General features: G+C 39.8%; 19 protein-coding genes. 4 read left to right on the forward strand and 15 right to left on the reverse strand.

The window, feature by feature from the left end:
* Positions 1-413: 413 nt before the first annotated feature.
* Positions 414-1,046 (forward strand): hypothetical protein, encoded by a 633-nt coding sequence (locus AC3II9_RS06705; RefSeq protein ID WP_489154249.1) that lies wholly within the window; start codon positions 414-416, stop codon positions 1,044-1,046.
* 40 nt (positions 1,047-1,086) lie between these two features.
* Here the strand turns inward: AC3II9_RS06705 and AC3II9_RS06710 are convergent, their stop codons facing one another.
* Positions 1,087-1,761 carry a KinB-signaling pathway activation protein gene (locus AC3II9_RS06710; protein WP_489154251.1) on the reverse strand — a complete coding sequence of 225 codons (675 nt, stop codon included), beginning with the start codon at positions 1,759-1,761 and terminating at the stop codon, positions 1,087-1,089.
* A 148-nt stretch (positions 1,762-1,909) separates the two neighbouring features.
* Here AC3II9_RS06710 and gerD point away from each other — a divergent pair, with 148 nt between their 5' ends.
* Positions 1,910-2,512 (forward strand): spore germination lipoprotein GerD, encoded by a 603-nt coding sequence (gerD, locus tag AC3II9_RS06715; RefSeq protein ID WP_489154253.1) that lies wholly within the window; start codon positions 1,910-1,912, stop codon positions 2,510-2,512.
* Positions 2,513-2,674: 162 nt separating this feature from the next.
* On the opposite strand, the gene AC3II9_RS06720 is transcribed toward gerD, so the two are convergent.
* From AC3II9_RS06720 to AC3II9_RS06740, 5 genes are all read right to left on the reverse strand, one after another.
* A complete protein-coding gene (locus AC3II9_RS06720; RefSeq protein WP_489154455.1) occupies positions 2,675-3,733 on the reverse strand; it encodes an Mrp/NBP35 family ATP-binding protein in 1,059 nt (352 codons plus the stop codon).
* 75 nt (positions 3,734-3,808) lie between these two features.
* The gene (locus AC3II9_RS06725) at positions 3,809-4,522 is read right to left on the reverse strand and encodes an N-acetylmuramoyl-L-alanine amidase (protein ID WP_489154255.1); all 714 of its coding nucleotides are present in this window, start codon (positions 4,520-4,522) and stop codon (positions 3,809-3,811) included.
* Between the two features lie 52 nt (positions 4,523-4,574).
* On the reverse strand, positions 4,575-6,350 hold the full coding sequence (locus AC3II9_RS06730) for an ABC transporter ATP-binding protein (protein WP_489154457.1): 1,776 nt from the start codon (positions 6,348-6,350) through the stop codon (positions 4,575-4,577).
* Positions 6,351-6,375: 25 nt separating this feature from the next.
* Positions 6,376-8,115 (reverse strand): ABC transporter ATP-binding protein, encoded by a 1,740-nt coding sequence (locus tag AC3II9_RS06735; RefSeq protein ID WP_489154257.1) that lies wholly within the window; start codon positions 8,113-8,115, stop codon positions 6,376-6,378.
* Positions 8,116-8,233: 118 nt separating this feature from the next.
* Positions 8,234-8,518 (reverse strand): 2-keto-3-deoxygluconate kinase, encoded by a 285-nt coding sequence (locus tag AC3II9_RS06740; protein ID WP_489154259.1) that lies wholly within the window; start codon positions 8,516-8,518, stop codon positions 8,234-8,236.
* Between the two features lie 187 nt (positions 8,519-8,705).
* Here AC3II9_RS06740 and AC3II9_RS06745 point away from each other — a divergent pair, with 187 nt between their 5' ends.
* A complete protein-coding gene (locus tag AC3II9_RS06745; protein ID WP_489154261.1) occupies positions 8,706-9,527 on the forward strand; it encodes a methyl-accepting chemotaxis protein in 822 nt (273 codons plus the stop codon).
* 168 nt (positions 9,528-9,695) lie between these two features.
* On the opposite strand, the gene AC3II9_RS06750 is transcribed toward AC3II9_RS06745, so the two are convergent.
* Positions 9,696-10,874 (reverse strand): MFS transporter, encoded by a 1,179-nt coding sequence (locus AC3II9_RS06750; RefSeq protein ID WP_489154263.1) that lies wholly within the window; start codon positions 10,872-10,874, stop codon positions 9,696-9,698.
* A 167-nt stretch (positions 10,875-11,041) separates the two neighbouring features.
* On the opposite strand from AC3II9_RS06750, the gene AC3II9_RS06755 reads away from it, so the two are divergent.
* Positions 11,042-11,467, forward strand: a complete 426-nt coding sequence (locus tag AC3II9_RS06755; RefSeq protein WP_489154265.1) for a MarR family winged helix-turn-helix transcriptional regulator — start codon at positions 11,042-11,044, stop codon at positions 11,465-11,467.
* Positions 11,468-11,668: 201 nt separating this feature from the next.
* On the opposite strand, the gene rpsI is transcribed toward AC3II9_RS06755, so the two are convergent.
* The 8 genes from rpsI to AC3II9_RS06795 form a co-directional block, all read right to left on the reverse strand.
* Complete coding sequence (gene rpsI / locus AC3II9_RS06760) at positions 11,669-12,061, reverse strand: 30S ribosomal protein S9 (protein ID WP_391374238.1); 393 nt, start codon at positions 12,059-12,061, stop codon at positions 11,669-11,671.
* 26 nt (positions 12,062-12,087) lie between these two features.
* Positions 12,088-12,525, reverse strand: a complete 438-nt coding sequence (rplM, locus tag AC3II9_RS06765; RefSeq protein WP_489154267.1) for a 50S ribosomal protein L13 — start codon at positions 12,523-12,525, stop codon at positions 12,088-12,090.
* A gap of 163 nt (positions 12,526-12,688) precedes the next feature.
* Entirely contained in the window at positions 12,689-13,435 is a 747-nt protein-coding gene (truA, locus tag AC3II9_RS06770) for a tRNA pseudouridine(38-40) synthase TruA (protein WP_489154269.1), read from the reverse strand.
* Between the two features lie 9 nt (positions 13,436-13,444).
* On the reverse strand, positions 13,445-14,242 hold the full coding sequence (locus AC3II9_RS06775) for an energy-coupling factor transporter transmembrane component T family protein (protein ID WP_489154271.1): 798 nt from the start codon (positions 14,240-14,242) through the stop codon (positions 13,445-13,447).
* A complete protein-coding gene (locus AC3II9_RS06780) occupies positions 14,239-15,108 on the reverse strand; it encodes an energy-coupling factor ABC transporter ATP-binding protein (RefSeq protein WP_489154273.1) in 870 nt (289 codons plus the stop codon). Before AC3II9_RS06780 ends, AC3II9_RS06775 begins: the two co-directional genes overlap by 4 nt.
* Positions 15,084-15,929 carry an energy-coupling factor ABC transporter ATP-binding protein gene (locus tag AC3II9_RS06785; RefSeq protein ID WP_489154275.1) on the reverse strand — a complete coding sequence of 282 codons (846 nt, stop codon included), beginning with the start codon at positions 15,927-15,929 and terminating at the stop codon, positions 15,084-15,086. The genes AC3II9_RS06780 and AC3II9_RS06785 overlap by 25 nt, the downstream gene beginning before the upstream one ends.
* Before the next feature lie 409 nt (positions 15,930-16,338).
* Positions 16,339-16,719 (reverse strand): 50S ribosomal protein L17, encoded by a 381-nt coding sequence (rplQ, locus tag AC3II9_RS06790; protein ID WP_036151908.1) that lies wholly within the window; start codon positions 16,717-16,719, stop codon positions 16,339-16,341.
* A 57-nt stretch (positions 16,720-16,776) separates the two neighbouring features.
* Positions 16,777-17,715, reverse strand: coding sequence for a DNA-directed RNA polymerase subunit alpha (locus AC3II9_RS06795; protein ID WP_391374254.1), 939 nt, complete (start codon positions 17,713-17,715; stop codon positions 16,777-16,779).
* Positions 17,716-17,807 lie beyond the last annotated feature (92 nt).

Here is a 17,807-nt window from a genome sequence, read left to right on the forward strand (position 1 = left end):
ATCAAACTCTCCATAAAAGAATTTGAGTAAGCTCAAATTTGCTGGCATCATGTTTGATGTCCAAAATTTTGTTTCTTGTTCAGAAACATTTATTGTTAACGTTTTGCTTGTTCAGTTTTCAAAGTTCATTTTTAATTTGCTTCAACAGCAACCTTTATATCTTAACACTAACCTAAGTTTGTGTCAACAACTTTTTTTAAAAGTTTTTTGTCGTTATCTGCTTTCGATAGTGACTTTTAGTATCATACCATCGACTTTTTATGAAGTCAATGATTTTCTTTAAAACTTTCTTCATGTCTTAGCGACTTACTTATATTAGCACCACCTAATCATATTCGTCAACACTATTTCATAAGTTTTTTTGAGAAACTCATTTCTTTTTAAAATCTGCGCAAAAAAGGAGCATGCTAAACATGCGAAAAGTATTGATATTATTAGGTTTATTTACACTATCATTAGCTGCTTATTATTCTCTTCAAGATATTCGTATTCCCGTATTTTTAATGACAGAGGAGCCTAATGTAATTGTAAAAGGAAATAATGGACAGGTTCTGATAATAGAATTAGATTTTGAACATGATGGACTAGTAGAATTCATTACTTCCCCAAACAGTCGTAATACACTATTTTTGTTAGACGCTGATCTTATTGAACGAGCGGACCATCTTGTGGAGTTATTCAATACCTATCAACGTGCTACTGGATTATTAGGGGAGACGCTTGAAACAGTTGAGGAAGATATAGCTGTCTATGAAAATGCATTCGATAACAAGCCATTATGGTTTATGTTAAAAGGCTATATGTATGAAGACACATTAAAACGCACATTATTTGAACAGCAAATTAATATGATTGCCCCTTCTCTTGTTGTTCGCAACAATGTGTTACCTAAAAAATTGGAAAAAGGGACAATATTATCTTTGCCTGTATATAAGGAGACAAATGTAGATTTTACTCAATTTTCGGATTGGGTGGCTAAACAACAGTTTCTTTCTATAGAAGAAAGTCTATTTGGTTATTCACTTAAAACAAAACGTTATCCTTAAAAGAGACTGACCAGAAGTTGTGGTCAGTCTCTCTTCATTATTAGGATTGTTGCGCTGTTTGCTTTCGTGCTTTGCGGCGCTCCTCTAATTTTTTACGATCTTGCTCTGATTTTTCATTATACTTCGGTAACATTAATAACTGATACGCATTTACTGCGACAAGTGGGAATAATAATAGCGCAACATACATGTTAATATTGTCTTCACGCCCCATTAACGCAATAATCCATTCTAACGATGTAATGACAATCATAAAGAACATCGCTGAAATCAATACGTGTTTTTTGCCAGTCATGTTCACTTTTTTCATAGCAGTTGCAACTGCTGCGCCTACTAAAAATACTAATAAACCTATGTAGAATAGCCAATCTCCTACAGATTTAGCATCTGGTGCAAAGCGGAAAATCACTAAATCCACTAAGACAATGACAATTAAAAGTAATTGTACCCAGTTCCAGAGTGTTAACGTTTTAAAAACACCGACACCAATTTGATGCAGTGTGAGATAAGCAAAAAAACCAGCTTGCGCAATTACACTCATCGTAAAACCAAGTAAAATCATCCATGTAAAGGCAGCAATAAATTCGCCGAATTCACCTGCCACTAAATATGGTTGAAAGAAATTCCAGCGTATAAAAAGGCTTGCTACTGCTGTGACACCACCGCCAATTAGCATAGCTACTACAAAAAACTTAAACCAATTTCGTATCGTCACGACAAATTGTCCTCCGTTTATTCAATTTCCTCATCTTATTTTAACAATGCTTTTGTAAAAAAGCTAATGATGATGTGATTCCATACATATTATTCCCCGAAATGTGAACAATAATTGAAAGAGCGCTTTCACGGAAAGGAAGGGACTTATGCGGCGACTATTCATCTTATGTTGGGTAGCTTTAGTGTTAGTTAGTTGTTCAGGCGAAAATACGTCGACGCTATCTTATGAGGAAGTAAAGAAAATTATGGTAGACGCATTGCAAACAGAAGAAGGAAAAAAAGCGATACGACAATTACTTCAAGATCAAAGTTTTCGTGAACTACTTGTGCTTGAACACAGCGAAGTCGATACGGCGATGAAAAACACACTTCTCTCAAAAGAAGCGGAGGATTTTTGGAAAAAGACATTTGAAGACCCTAAGTTTAAAGAAACATTAGCCAAAAGCATGCAGGAACAGCAAGAAAAATTAATGAAAACTTTAATGAACGATGCCGAATATCAAAAAACATTAATCCAATTTTTTGATCAACCAGATATGCAAAAACAATTCGAGTCCATTTTAAAAGGGACCGAACTTCGAAAACAGATGGAGGACGTTGTAAAAGAAACGATTGAAAATCCATTAATGCAATCTAAATGGCAAGAGTTGATTCGGAAAAGTGGAGAGGAAGGTAGTTCTAAAGCAGGCGAATCTGGTGGCGGTAAAGATGGAAGTGGTGGAAAAGATGGTGGCAGTGGCGGTGGTTAAAACTACTGTATACAACACTTATAAAGTAAGCTGATGGCTGTTATTTACAACGAAGAAATCCCCCTCACTGAAAAATAGGTAGCGATTCTATTCATTAGAATCGCTACCTTTTATATGTAAAAAACTATCCACCCTTTATGGATGGATAGTGTTTAAATACAATTACTTTGTTAGCTTGTCAACGATACGTCCAGCGATTTCTAAATAGATTTTACCTGTTGGATGGTCTTCAGCATAAACAGACGGTGCAAAATCCTCATCTGCCCAGTCTGGTTGGCCTAAAGGAATTTGACCAAGTAAATCGGTACGTAACTCTTCGGCTAATTTTGGACCGCCACCTTGACCAAATACGTATTCACGTTCACCTGTTAGTTTGGACTCGAACCAAGCCATATTTTCGATTACACCAAGAATTTCATGGTTTGTTTGTAATGCCATCGCACCCGCGCGCGCTGCAACAAATGCTGCTGTTGGATGAGGTGTTGTGACAACGATTTCTTTTGAAGCTGGCAACATTTGATGTAAATCAAGCGCTACATCCCCTGTACCTGGTGGTAAATCTAATAATAAGTAGTCTAAATCGCCCCACTCTACATCACGGAAGAACTGATCTAACACTTTCCCTAACATTGGACCACGCCATACGATGGGTGCATTGTTTTCTACGAAGAAGCCCATCGAAATAACTTTTACACCCATGCGGTCGACAGGATAGATCCGGTCATTTTTTACAACCGGCATCTCTGTAATACCCATCATATCTGGTACGCTAAACCCATAAATATCGGCATCGATTAAACCGACTTTTTTACCTAGACGAGACAGCGCTACTGCCATATTGACTGACACCGTTGATTTCCCAACGCCACCTTTACCAGAGGCAATGGCAATAAATTGTACTTTAGATAATGGCGATAAAATATCTTGCGCCTCTGCTTCTGTCGCTTGGCCGCGGAATGCATCTAATACTTCTGGTGATAATTCTTCAAAGCGAATACCTACTGAAGCTGCACCATTTGCTTTTAATACCTCAACGATTTTCATTTGAAGTGTCATTTGTTCTGGTGTGTTTGTTTTTGCAATGGCAATTTTTACGCTAACAAATTGCTTGTCTTCCTTAATTGTTACGCTTAAAATGCCGCCCGTTTGCTCTAACGTTCTATGTAAAAAAGGATCTTCTAATTGTCCCAATAGTTCTCTGACTTGTTGTTCGTTCATCAAATTCATACACTCCCCCAAATTTTATATCCATTGCTAGTATATCACACTGCACTTCTAGTAGTACTGTGAGTTGCTTCACTCATACGACATATCAAAATAGTTTTCAATACCTTCAGCGATGGCGATGGCCATTTTTTCTTGATAGTTTTTATCTGCAAGTAACGCACTTTCTTCCGGGTTGCTCAAGAAGCCTGTCTCCACTAATACAGCAGGTACTTCCGTTTTTTTCAGTAAATATACTTGCTCAATCGCGAGTGCTTCCCTGTTTGTGTTTCCTAAGTCTTCTCGAATCGATGATTGAATCGCTTTAGCTAAGTATTGGCTTTGCTCATGTCCTGTTTTATGATAAAACACTTGCGCACCACGCCACTGACTATCTGGAATGGCATTAGCATGGACTGTGATAAATAAATCTGGTTGTGTGCTTGCAACAATCGATTGTCTTAGAAAGATATCTTGCTTTTTACGCTCTCGCAGTGTTGGATACTCTTCACCTGGTTTATGCTCGCTAATGACATCTCCATCTGTTGTACGTGTCATCACAACTTCCGCTCCAAGACGCGTTAACTGTCTTGCTAACTTTTGTGTAATTTCAAGTGTGACGTCCTTTTCGATGAGATCGCCATTTGTCGCCCCACCATCTATTCCGCCATGCCCAGCATCAAGCACGATTGTCACCCCACCTAGAGGCTCCGGTAAGAAAAAGCGCCTGTCCGATGCACTTGTTTCATACACAACGACGAGCATACAAGTACATAGTAATACAAGTACTGCTAACCAACGTCGCACATGTCCACTCTCCTTTTTCCATACTATACGTAAAAGAGAGTGAGTCTATGCATTATTCCATGGCGAGATGATTTTGTAATGTTGCGTAGAAACCACGTTGCTCCATTAATACATTGTGATTACCTGATTCTAAAATTTGCCCATCTTTTATCACCAGAATTGTGTCTGCATTTTCAATTGTTTTTAATCGGTGGGCAATCACGAAGCTTGTACGCCCCTTCATTAAGTTATTTAAGCCTTTTTGAATGTGTAATTCTGTCATCGTATCTACACTCGATGTCGCCTCATCAAGAATTAAAATATCGGGGTCTTCTAAAATGGCACGCGCAATCGCAATGAGCTGTCGTTGCCCTTGACTTAAATTCATACCACCGCTTGTTAGTAATGTGTCATATTGCTGTGGTAAATATTTAATAAAGTTATGGGCATACGCAATTTTCGCTGCCTGTTCTACTTCTTCATCTGTTGCATCCAGTTGACCGAACCGAATATTTTCACGTATCGTCCCAGAAAATAAGTATGTGTCTTGTAATACGACGCCGACATGGTCACGGACATTGGCCATTTTATAATGCGTAATCGGCTCACCATCCAACAAAATCCGTCCGCCTGTCGCATCATAAAAACGAGTAAGCAGTTGAATAATAGTTGTTTTGCCTGAGCCCGTTGGACCGACAATCGCTACCATTTCTCCCGCACTCACTGTGAAATCAATCCCACGTAGAATAGGTTTCCCTGTTTCATATTCGAATGCTACTTGTTCAAACTGGACATCCCCGTTAAAGCGATTCTTTTCTTTCGCATCTAGTTTGTCCGCCACTTCTTCTTGTTCGTCTAAAATTTCAAATACACGCTCAGAACCAGCAATGGCTGATTGGAATGTATTGAGTAAGTTGGATAACTGATTAATGGGCCGGAAAAATTGACGCGTATAGGTGACAACAGAAGCAATGATCCCAATTGTGACATCACCTTTCACAGCTAAAATGGCCCCTACACCAATGACGAATCCTGTACCCAAGTTATTCATAAAGTTATTCATCGGCCCCATAAAGCCGGAGATAATATCTGCACGCATAGCAGATGTTCGTAAGCGTTCATTCGCCACTGTAAACTCTGCTACCGTTTGCTTTTCTTTGCCAAACAATGTTGTAATATCAGAGTTTGAGATAGTTTCTTCTATATAACTATTTAACTGACCTAAATCACGTTGCCGCGCTATAAAATTAACACTACTACGCTTGATGATTTGTTTTGTTACCCAGACGATGAATGGAATCACTGTTAATGTCACAATGGCTAAAATCCAGTTCAAGTAGAAGAGTACAAAAGCCGTGCCAATAATCATTAATAAAGAAGAAATAATTTGTACAACGCTTTGCGATAATGCGGCATTTAAATTATCAATATCGTTTGTCATACGACTCATTAAATCGCCCTGCTTACGCTTGTCGAAAAATGATAACGGTAAGTTTTGCAGTTTTGAAAATAATTGTTGGCGTAATTGGCGAATTGTTTTCTGTGAAATACGAATCATTACATAGGATTGTAGCCATGTAAATAATGAATACACTGTGTATACAACCGCTAGAACGATGGACATGCGAATCGCACCGCTCACATCGAATGTTAAAATGTATTCATCCGTAATAACACCGACTAAATACGGACCGATTAAGCCAAGTAATGAACCCATCATAACGAGAAAGGTTGCTACAAACATCCCTATTTTTTGCTGGCGTAAATAGCTCCATATACGTAGCAAGGTCTGTTTTTGATTTTTAGGCTTTACGACAGGTCCGTTAAACCTTCCGCCAGGATGCCCCATTGGTGGTGGCGGTCCACCTGGTCGATTATTCACTTACCGTCCCCCCTTTCTCTATTTGTGTGCGTACGATTTCTTGATATAAATCACTTGTTTCGAGTAATGCCTCATGTGTTCCACTCGCAGTAATGCGCCCATCATCCATGACAAAAATTTGATTTGCATGACGAATGGAAGAAACTTTGGATGACACGATAAATTTCGTTGCCTCCGCAAACTCAGATTGAATTGCTTGTTGGATTGTCTTTTCTGAGATACTATCCACTGCACTTGTCACATCATCTAAAATAAGGATGGCCGGCTTCCGAATAAACGCACGTGCCATTGCCAGACGTTGTTTTTGTCCACCCGATAAATTAGTTGCCCCTTGTGTTAGTAGGTGCTCTATGCCTGCTGGTAGCTTCTCCACAAATTCTGTTGCACAAGCAGCTCGTATGCTGTCGGCAATTTGAGCATTTGTTGCAGCTTCCTCTCCGTAGCGGATATTGTCAGCAATCGTTTTGGAGAATAGGGTTGCCTTTTGCGGTGCAAACCCAATCGATTCACGAAGCTGCTGTAAATCGTATTGTTGGATGGGAATCCCGTCAATTTTAATCATTCCTTGATCGGTATCAAATAAACGAGGAATCATTTTTACAAGCGTTGATTTCCCACTACCGGTCATACCGATAATGCCGACTGTTTCTCCTGCTTGCACAGTAAAAGACAGTTCCTTTAGTACAGGTTCTGTTTCTTTACTATAAGAAAAACTTACATTTTCAAACACTACATCTCCACGTACTAAATGATGTACTGGTTGTTGAGGGCTCGTTACTTCTGTTGTTTCTTCTAATACTGAAACGATACGCTCTGCGCTAGGGATAGCACGGGCAAGCTGTACGAGTACCATTGAAGAACTCATTAGCCCATTCATCACCATCATCAAATAGTTTGTAAACGCTAAAATAACGCCAATTTGAATCGTATTATTTTCTATTTTAATAGCACCTAACCATAATGCAGCCACGATACCCATATTAATGACGAACATCGAGAACGGGGCTAAAATCCCAATGATTTGATCCGCATGAATAGTCCGTTTCATCAGCTGTCTATTGATAGTAGCAAACTGTTCCATTTGATGCTGTTTCCGGTTATATGCTTTCACTACACGGATGCCCGCTAAATTTTCTTGCACTTTTGTATTCACTTGATCGACAACCTTTTGGACACGATAAAATAGCTTACCTGATATCATCGTAAAGAAGTACACGCAAATCGCTAAAATCGGTACAACAACGAGTAGAATAGCAAAGAGCTCCCGTGCGGTGAAATATACCATGACAATCGCACCGATAAAGAGCATCGGGCCACGCACAAAAATCTTCAATAACATCGTAAGCGCACGCTGTAGCATTTCTACATCGCTCGTTAAATTTGTAATGAGTTTACCGAGCGTAAATTGATCCTTACTACGATTTGAAAAGTATGTAATCGTTTCATATAAATCATGTCGTATATCCGCAGCAAAATTGATAGCTGCACGTGATGCATAAATGGAACATCCGATACCGCCAATCAGCCCGACAATTGCGGCGCCAATCATGAAACCAAACATGGTCACAATATAAGCTGTATCACGTTGTGCAATGCCGTTATCAATAATTAACTGTAAGATGGTTGGCTGCACTAAATCCATCGAAACTTCTAAAAGCATCATAAGTGGTGCAATAATAGCAAAGACAACATAAGGTCTTAAATACTTTATTAGCTTTAAAACAGCTCGCAAAATGTTTCCCTCCTTTTCCCTTCAAAATGTTTCACGTGAAAAAATCCCTCAAACATCCGCCTGAGAGATTGGATTGTTACAAGTCACTTACTCCTCACTAGTACCTGTATCATCCATGTTACTCTTCTACTGTTTCCTCGATCATTTCAGCTAACGCAAATGCGGCTTTAAAATCGTTCATAATTGCTTCTGTCGCCTTCAATTCACCCGCAATAATTGGATGAATAGACTGTAATTCCACACATTCTAATTGTTTTTTTAATGTGTCCTGTTTTACCATTAACTGCTGATAGAAGGCAAGGGCTCTGCCACGTCGAAACGTTTGCGCACCATGATGCCCCCTTTTCCGCCTACCATGTCTATGTTCTTCTTTAACAAATCCTTCTTCATGTTCTTTTTGCATTACATCGCCTCCTGAATACAATTGTATACAAATGCATTCTTTTGTTCAATAATCCATGCCCTTCTAAGTAAACCTCTATATACAAAATTGCAAACATTCCATATTTAAAGAGCATTTTTGTTATATAGTAGAATTAGTAGATTATTTCACTATTCTTACTAGACTAATATAGAAATGGGGGGATTGCATGAATAGCAAATTAAAAGCCGTTGTGGATTCAATTGATATTTATCAAGCAACCTATCCTGAAGATGCTTGTGTACTCATTTTTGATACAGAAAAAGTCGTTGGGTATAAACGCGGGAAAATGGTCGATTTAAATATTAGAGTCGGGGAAACCATTGACATGCACAAAAACACAACAAGTGTCCGCGCAATGAAAAGCGGACAATTTCTCCGAGAAGAACGAGGGGCGGAACTATTTGGATTTGCCTATATCGCCTCTGCATGCCCTATTTATGATGAGGGCAAAATCGTTGGGGTCGTGACTGGGGTAATTTCGAATGACCGTGTCCATCATATGCGAATTGTCGCAACAGAGCTTTCAAGCGCCGTACAGCAAATGTCCGCTACAACAGAGGAATTAACACAAGCTAGTACCCATGTATCCAAGCGTATGGAAGACTTATCGGCATTTGCTCATACAATGAATAACGATATCCAGCAAATTAACAAAATCGTCAATACTGTGAAAGATATTTCAAGAAAATCACAAATTTTAGGATTAAATGCTTCTATTGAGGCTGCACGCTCAGGCATTCATGGTAAAGGCTTCGCCGTCGTCGCAGAGGAAATTCAAAAAATGGCGCAAAGTAGTACAGAAAGTGCCGAGAGCATTATGAAGGAACTCGAGAACATTACAAAATCGATGAGTTATGTAAATGAATCCACGACACAAATCGTCGCCTTTACACAGCAGTATACAGCAAGTATGCATGAAATGAATGAGGCGTACACAAATATGAACCGGATTGGTACTCAGTTAATGGATTTGAGCGAGGTGGATTAATACAATATAAACACACTACAGCTTATAGCAAAAATAAAGGAGCCATCCTCCACTGGCTTGGATAGCTCCTTTCAACTTATTCACTTCATACTTCGTAAATACCTAAAGAAACACTATTGTCAAACTCCCCTTTGTTTCTCCCCTCACCTAATTCCATCTTTCATACTTTTATAGAGAACCGGTCTTCATTTCTTTCCCAGCTGTTGCGTTCCTTTTTATTACTTTCGCGAGCATCATGCCCCCAACAGAAATAATCAAGCACACAGCAAGGATGCTGTATTGAAAACGAATCGTTGGGATTCCCGCAACCTTACTAATGGAGTCAAGGACGACAGGGGATAAAAATTGCCCGACATAAATCATACTCGATACAATGGAGATGACCCGGTCACTTAATGATGGATCGATACTGCTTAATACTTTGACATTGATTAGCGGGAAAGTGATACCTTGCCCAAAACCAATTAAGCAAACACTAATTAATATGACAGGGATAGAATGCGTAATCGATAAAATACCAAAGGCGACACCCATCGATAAAATCCCTGCTAACATTAAGAAGTTCTTAAATAGTACTTGCAAACGAATGAGAGTCAAGCTCGTAATCATCCCACCTACTGTCGTAAAAGCCATGACTAACCCTGCAGTCTGTGAACTTCCTAACTGGCTCTGTTGGAGGTACAATGCCATATTGGTAGCAATCGCATAGTAAGCGAGCATAATGCCGCATGCAGCAAAGGCTAGCCCAAATACAAATAACGGTATTTTCGCTTTCGCTTCCCCCTGCCTTTGCTCCAATGGCTTATTCTTCGGTAAATATAAGAAGACAAGAAGAAAAATGCCCAATCCCATCCAATACACATTGAACGGCACACGCCAGTTAAAGGACGCAAGATAGCCGGCTAAAAGCATCGTAATGATCCCACCTACATTACTAAACGCTGTGTTGTACCCCATCATTTTCGTTTGTTCTTTCCCTTGAAAATGATCACTGATTAACGTAAAGGAAAGCGGCATCACAAGTCCAACCCCAGCGCCTAATAACATCCGAAATGCCAGGAGTACTTCAATCGTATTTGAAAACTGCGCACCCACACCACTAACAACGTAAATCACAAGCCCTAATAAAACGATGGACCGTTTTGATATTTTCTTCGTTAAATAGCTTGAAAGAAACGAAAAAGGAATAATCATTAATGACGGTACTGTTAAAACAAGTTTAATCAGTATAGGGTCCGCCTCCGAAAAATGTGCAGCAATTAACCCAAGCGCTGGCGAAATGGCCGCTCCAGCCATGACAGTTGCCGTCGCAATAGAAATAATAGTCGGCTTCAACATTCGATTCATTAAATCAACCTCCTTCATTACATTATTTTACTTAACCACTAAATTAGTTAGTACCCTAATTAAATAGTAACCACAAAATAAAATCAAGTTCTTGATTTTATTTTATTTGACGATAAACAGATTCATTAATATAATTAGTACACTAACTAAAAGCAGGAGGCATCACTATGGTAGAAAGGGAGATTCGCGAATTACTACAAACAATCGCCATCCAAACTCGCAAAAGTTACTCCAGTCAACTTCGAGAATTAGGGTTATATATCGGACAAGAACTCGCACTATACCATTTATGGCAGCAGGACGGCATTACGCAATCCCAACTGAGAAATAAGTTAGGATCCGAAGCCTCCACTGTAAGCACCATGCTGAAAAAATTAGAACAGGATAATATCATCTATCGCGAGCATGATGCGACAGATTCTCGAATTAGCAAAGTGTATCTAACCGATAAGGGAAGACAGCTAAAAGAACCCATCACAGCAATCTGGGAAAAGCACGAACAGAAAATGTTAAACGGAATTTTACCAGAGGAGTTATTGCTTATGAGGCGAATTCTACAACAAATGGAAAACAACCTTTCGTCAGCAGAATAAAAAGCGGAAGCTATTGATTCCTTTCATTAAAAAATCACTGCCTTGTCTTGAATAAACATAATGAGGAATAAACCTTGGCATACTATAAAGCATCCGTTCAACTTAAAAATCCTTCTTCCAATTTGAAGAAGGATTTTTATATATAGAAAAAACCTCCCAAGACAAAAGCCTTGAGAGGTTGGAAGTTCTGTATGCGTAAAATTAACGTTTTGAGAACTGAGGTGCACGACGAGCGCCTTTAAGACCGTATTTTTTACGTTCTTTCATACGAGCGTCACGAGTAAGTAAACCAGCAGATTTTAACGCTGGGCGGAAATCTGGGTCAACTTGTAATAATGCACGTGCGATACCGTGACGGATTGCACCAGCTTGACCAGTGAAACCACCACCGTTTACGTTTACGTGGATATCATAGCTACCTAAAGTTTCAGTTGCTACTAATGGTTGTTTAATTACTTCACGTAATGTTGCGAATGGAACGTAATCTTCAACATCGCGTTTGTTGATAACAATTTTGCCTTCGCCTGGTACTAAACGTACGCGAGCTACTGAGCTTTTACGACGACCTGTGCCGATATATTGAACTTGTGCCAAGGGTATATCCTCCTCTTTATATTATATTATCCGCGAAGCGTATAGCTTTCCGGTTTTTGTGCAGCATGTGGGTGCTCTGCTCCAGCGTAAACGTTAAGTTTACCGAACATTTTGCGACCTAAAGAGTTTTTAGGAAGCATACCTTTAACTGCTAACTCAATCATTTGAGTTGGGTATTTTTCTTTCATTTCACCAGCAGTACGTTGTTTTAAACCGCCTGCGAATTGAGTGTGACGGTAGTAAATTTTACCTTCTAATTTGTTACCTGTTAACTCAATTTTGTCAGCGTTGATGATGATTACGTGATCACCAGTATCAACGTTTGGTGTGAAAGTTGGTTTATGTTTACCGCGTAAAATTGCAGCTACTTCAGAAGCTAAACGTCCAAGAGTTTGGCCTTCTGCGTCAACTACTAACCATTTACGCTCTACTTCGTGACCTTTAGCCATGAATGTTGTACGCATGAATATATCCTCCTAATCGATAGTTATTACCGTTATTTTTCATTAGTCTACACTATAAGTTTTCGGGGCTTATTTGTGGTTGGTAATGAAAATACCATACATCATCATATAACGTATTACATGATAAGTCAAGAGATTTAATTAAACACCTGGAGAAGTTGTACTAGCTCTCGTAGAATACCTTTTCGAGGTATAAACCGTGTGCTGGCGCGGTTTTACCTGCTTTGCCACGGTCCATACTGGCAATCGTCTCTTTAACATTTTCTGTATTTCTTTTACCAACACCGACTTCCCACAATGTACCAGCAATAATTCGTACCATATTGTATAAAAAGCCATTGCCTTCAATCGTCATATGCAGTTCCTCATCGTGCCAAGTAAGCTCTAAACAATAAACTGTACGCACTTTATCTATCACACTCGTATTCGCCGCGCAAAAAGCAGAAAAATCATGCGTACCGATTACTGCCTGCGCGGCTGCTTTCATTGCTTCCACATCCGGCTTGACACCGTTTGTTTCGACTGCATAAAAGCGGCGAAACGGACTTGGAATCGTTTCACAGTTCCAAATATAGCGATAACGCTTGCCACTTACACTATAGCGTGCATGGAACTCACTTGCTACTTCTTCTATCGCATGGACACGTATATCACGAGGCAACTGTACATTTAACGCCTTCCTATACTTATCACAAGGAATCCCAAGTGGTGTATCAAAGTGAATGACTTGTCCTGTCGCATGGACACGCGCATCCGTACGTCCACTTGCTGTGACCTTCACTTGCTCTCCCTTATGCATCACCGACAATACTTTCTCCAGCTCTAACTGTACGGTACGTTCCCCAGGTTGTACTTGATAACCTGCAAAGTTCGTGCCATCATAGCTAATTGTCGCCTTTAACCTTCTCATACAACACTCCTAGTTACGGAAATACACAAGTACTACGGCCATCACTACAAGTGATAATAATGCGAGTGTATCACCTGAATCCCATTTTAACTGGCGATAACGTGTACGTCCTTCGCCACCACGATAACCGCGCACTTCCATTGCTGTTGCTAAATCTTCTGCACGCTTAAATGCACTAACAAATAGCGGAACAAGCAATGGAACAATCGCCTTTAAGCGATCTTTTAACGGCCCTGCACTTAAATCGGAGCCACGTGCCATTTGTGCCTTCATAATTTTATCCGTTTCATCCATTAATGTCGGGATGAAACGAAGTGAAATCGACATCATCAATGCTAACTCATGTACAGGCAGCTTAATCTTCTTAAGCGGATTTAATAATGTCTCAATACCGTCCGTAATCGAAATCGGTGATGTTGTTAGTGTTAAAATAGACGTCACAAACACCAAGACTAAGAAACGAATTGAGATGAAAATCCCCTGCTTTAAGCCTTCCTCATAAATTTTAAGGAACCCTACATCGACAATGATATTCCCTTCACGCGTAAATAAAATATGCAGTAGGAAAGTAAAAATCATTAAAAGAATGACAGGCTTTAACCCATTAATTAAGAAATACAAGCGAATGCGGCTCATGAAAATCACAGCAGCCGTAAAGGCTAATAATAACCCATACGTCATGACGTTATTGGCTAAAAATACGATGACAATAAAAGCAAATACAAACATCAATTTTGAACGTGGATCTAAACGATGTACAAAGGAATCGCCCGGAATATAACGTCCAAAAATCATTTTTTCCATCATGAATGATCACGCTCCTTTACAACAAGCGCAATCTGTTGTGCTAGTTCCTCTTCTGTTAAGCATACTTTTGCTAGCTTTATATTCATCATTTTCTCGACACGTTGCTGGAACTTAACAATACGCGGTAATTCTAATCGGTACTCATTCAGTGTTTCCGCATCTGCAAATAGCTCTCGTGGCGTTCCTGTGAGTACACAACGCCCTTCATGCATAATAGCAAGCTGATCAGCGTAGCGTGCCGCATCCTCCATACTGTGCGTCACAAGTATCGTTGTTAAACCACGTTCTCTATGCAACTTGTAAAACATGTCCATAATTTCTTTTTGCCCACGTGGGTCAAGACCTGCAGTTGGTTCATCTAATACAATGACTTCCGGCTCCATGGCCAGTACCCCTGCAATCGCTACACGTCGCATTTGCCCACCGGATAAATCAAATGGCGATTTTTCAAGTACCATTTCTGGAAGACCTACAAGCTGAATGAGCTCTCGTGCACGACGCTCTGCTTCTTGTTCAGATACACCAAAATTCATCGGACCGAACATAATGTCTTTTAGTACGGTTTCTTCGAATAATTGATGCTCTGGAAATTGGAACACAATCCCGACCTTTTGACGAATCGGCTTTAATTCCTTTGCTTTTTTCCCTGCTTCAATCACACGGTCACCAATATGCACCGCTCCTGTAGAAGGCTTTAATAGCCCATTAAAGTGCTGTAGGATGGTAGATTTACCCGAGCCCGTATGACCGATAAGGGCTTGATATGTGCCTGAAGTAATCGCTAAATCGACATCGTAAAGTGCGTACTTTTCAAACGGTGTACCTTTAGAGTACGCATAGCCTACTTGTTGAAGTTTGATGTCCATAAGTCATTCACCAGCTCTTCTTCTGTCATATGTTGCCCTACAAGCTGTACACCTTGCGCTTGTAGTAGCTTCGTCATTTTCATCGCAAATGGTAAGTCTAACCCCAGTTCGACGAGTTGATCACCTAGCGCAAAAATTTCCGCTGGTGTTCCTTCGGCATATTTTTTCCCATCATTCATAAATAACACATGATCCGCAAGCATTGCTTCCTCTAAATCATGTGTAATCGATAGTACTGTTAAGCCAATTTTTGCGCGAAGTGCTTGTACCGTTTGTAATACTTCTTCACGCCCTTGTGGATCTAACATCGATGTTGCTTCATCTAAAATTAAGATTTTAGGATGCATCGCAAGTGCGCCTGCAATGGCTACACGTTGCTTTTGCCCACCTGATAAATGATGAGGCTCATGGTTCAGGAAGTTATCCATTTTCACTTGTTTTAACGACCCGTGTACACGCTCTACCATTTCCTGATAAGGTACCCCGTTATTCTCAAGGGAAAAGGCTACATCATCTTGTACCGTAGCACCTACAAATTGGTTATCTGGATTTTGAAACACCATACCTATATGAGAACGTATCTCCCATAAGTTTTCCTCCGTTAACACTTCACGCATAATGCGCACTTCTCCTGCTTGAGGAAATAACAGACCACTCACCAATTTAGCAAGCGTTGATTTTCCTGACCCATTATGCCCCACAATGGCAATCCATTCGCCTTCATTCACAGCAAATGTGACATCTTGTACTGCTTTGCGTGCATCAGGAACGTCAGGTGTATATGAAAACGTTACGTTATTAAACGATAAAATTTCTGTCATGTTCTCCGCTCCTTACTTCTCTGCTCTACTAATAAAATTACACTTTTTTATATATGTTTGCTACCTTTTTTCAGAAAACTATATCCCGGTACGGTTCATATATAAAAATAAAGCACGTTTGTCTAAAACGTACTTTATTTTTATATATGTATTAAGCTGCACTTTTTAAAGAATAAAAAAGCGCGCACCTCATTCAGAGAAATGCGCTTATCACTACATTAAATCGAACAAGACGGCTGCTCATTTCCGCTTATTCTTTGTGAATGAGGTGCGAGAGCTAGACGAGACGCCTGGAAAATCCACCGCTCATCGTAACGCTCAGCTTATTTATTGTCGTATAAATCTTTTATTTAAAAAAGGGAGTGCCGTTCAACAGGTGAACTAGGCACCCCCTAACCCAAGTTTACGATTAAACTAATTCAATCACAACTACAGGTGCGCCGTCTCCACGACGAGGACCTACTTTAAGGATGCGAGTATAGCCACCTTGACGCTCAGCGTAACGTGGAGCAACCTCATCAAATAACTTTTGAAGTGCGAATGAAGTTGTTTCGTTACCTTCTTCATCAGTTTTCGTTACTAACTCACGACGGATGAATGCAGCCGCTTGACGACGAGCATGTAAATCTCCGCGTTTACCTAAAGTAATCATTTTTTCAACAGCTTTACGAACTTCCTTCGCGCGAGCTTCAGTCGTTTCGATGCGCTCATTGATGATTAAGTCAGTAGCTAAGTCACGTAACATCGCTTTACGTTGAGAACTTGTACGGCCAAGTTTTCTGTAACCCATGGATGTTTCCCTCCTTTATAAATATCTCTGATCTAGCTTATATATTGTAAAATGTGCTTAGTCTTCTTTACGTAATCCTAAACCAAGCTCTTCTAACTTCGCTTTAACTTCTTCTAAAGACTTGCGACCAAGGTTGCGAACTTTCATCATGTCGTCTTCTGATTTATTAGCAAGCTCTAGTACCGTATTGATACCCGCACGCTTTAAACAGTTGTAAGAACGAACAGAAAGATCTAGTTCTTCGATAGTCATCTCTAAAACTTTTTCTTTTTGATCTTCTTCTTTTTCGACCATGATTTCAGCAGTTTGCGCTTCATTCGTCATGCCTACGAAAATGTTTAAATGCTCTGTTAAGATTTTCGCTCCAAGCGAAATCGCCTCTTTTGGACCGATGCTACCATCTGTCCACACATCAAGTGATAACTTATCGTAGTCAGAGTTCTGTCCAACGCGAGTGTTCTCCACTTGGAAGTTGACGCGTGAAACTGGAGTGTAAATAGAGTCGATCGGGATCACGCCGATAGGAAGATCCTCACGTTTGTTTTGATCAGCAGGAGTGTAACCACGACCTCGTTGCGCATACATACGCATACGTAGATGACCGTTTTTAGCAATTGTTGCAATATATAGATCTGGATTTAAAATTTCTACATCACTGTCATGTGTAATGTCAGCAGCAGTAACTACGCCTTCACCTTTTACATCAATCTCAATGACTTTTTCTTCGTCAGAGTAGATTTTTAAAGCAAGCTTTTTGATGTTTAAAATGATTGAAGCAACATCTTCTACTACACCTTCTACAGTAGAGAATTCGTGTAATACGCCATCAATTTGCACTGATGTTACAGCCGCCCCTGGTAATGAAGATAGAAGGATACGACGTAGTGAATTACCCAAAGTGTTTCCATATCCGCGTTCTAACGGTTCTACAACAAATTTACCATGCTTGGCATCATCGCTGATCGTTTCAATCTTTGGTTTTTCAATTTCGATCATTTCAATTTACCCTCCTTCAAAACATCGAATGTATAGGTTATACCATCATAGTATCCGGTCAAATACTGACCTTTCAAAATTGCACAAGACTT

The organism is Lysinibacillus sp. RU7 (assembly GCF_057837305.1).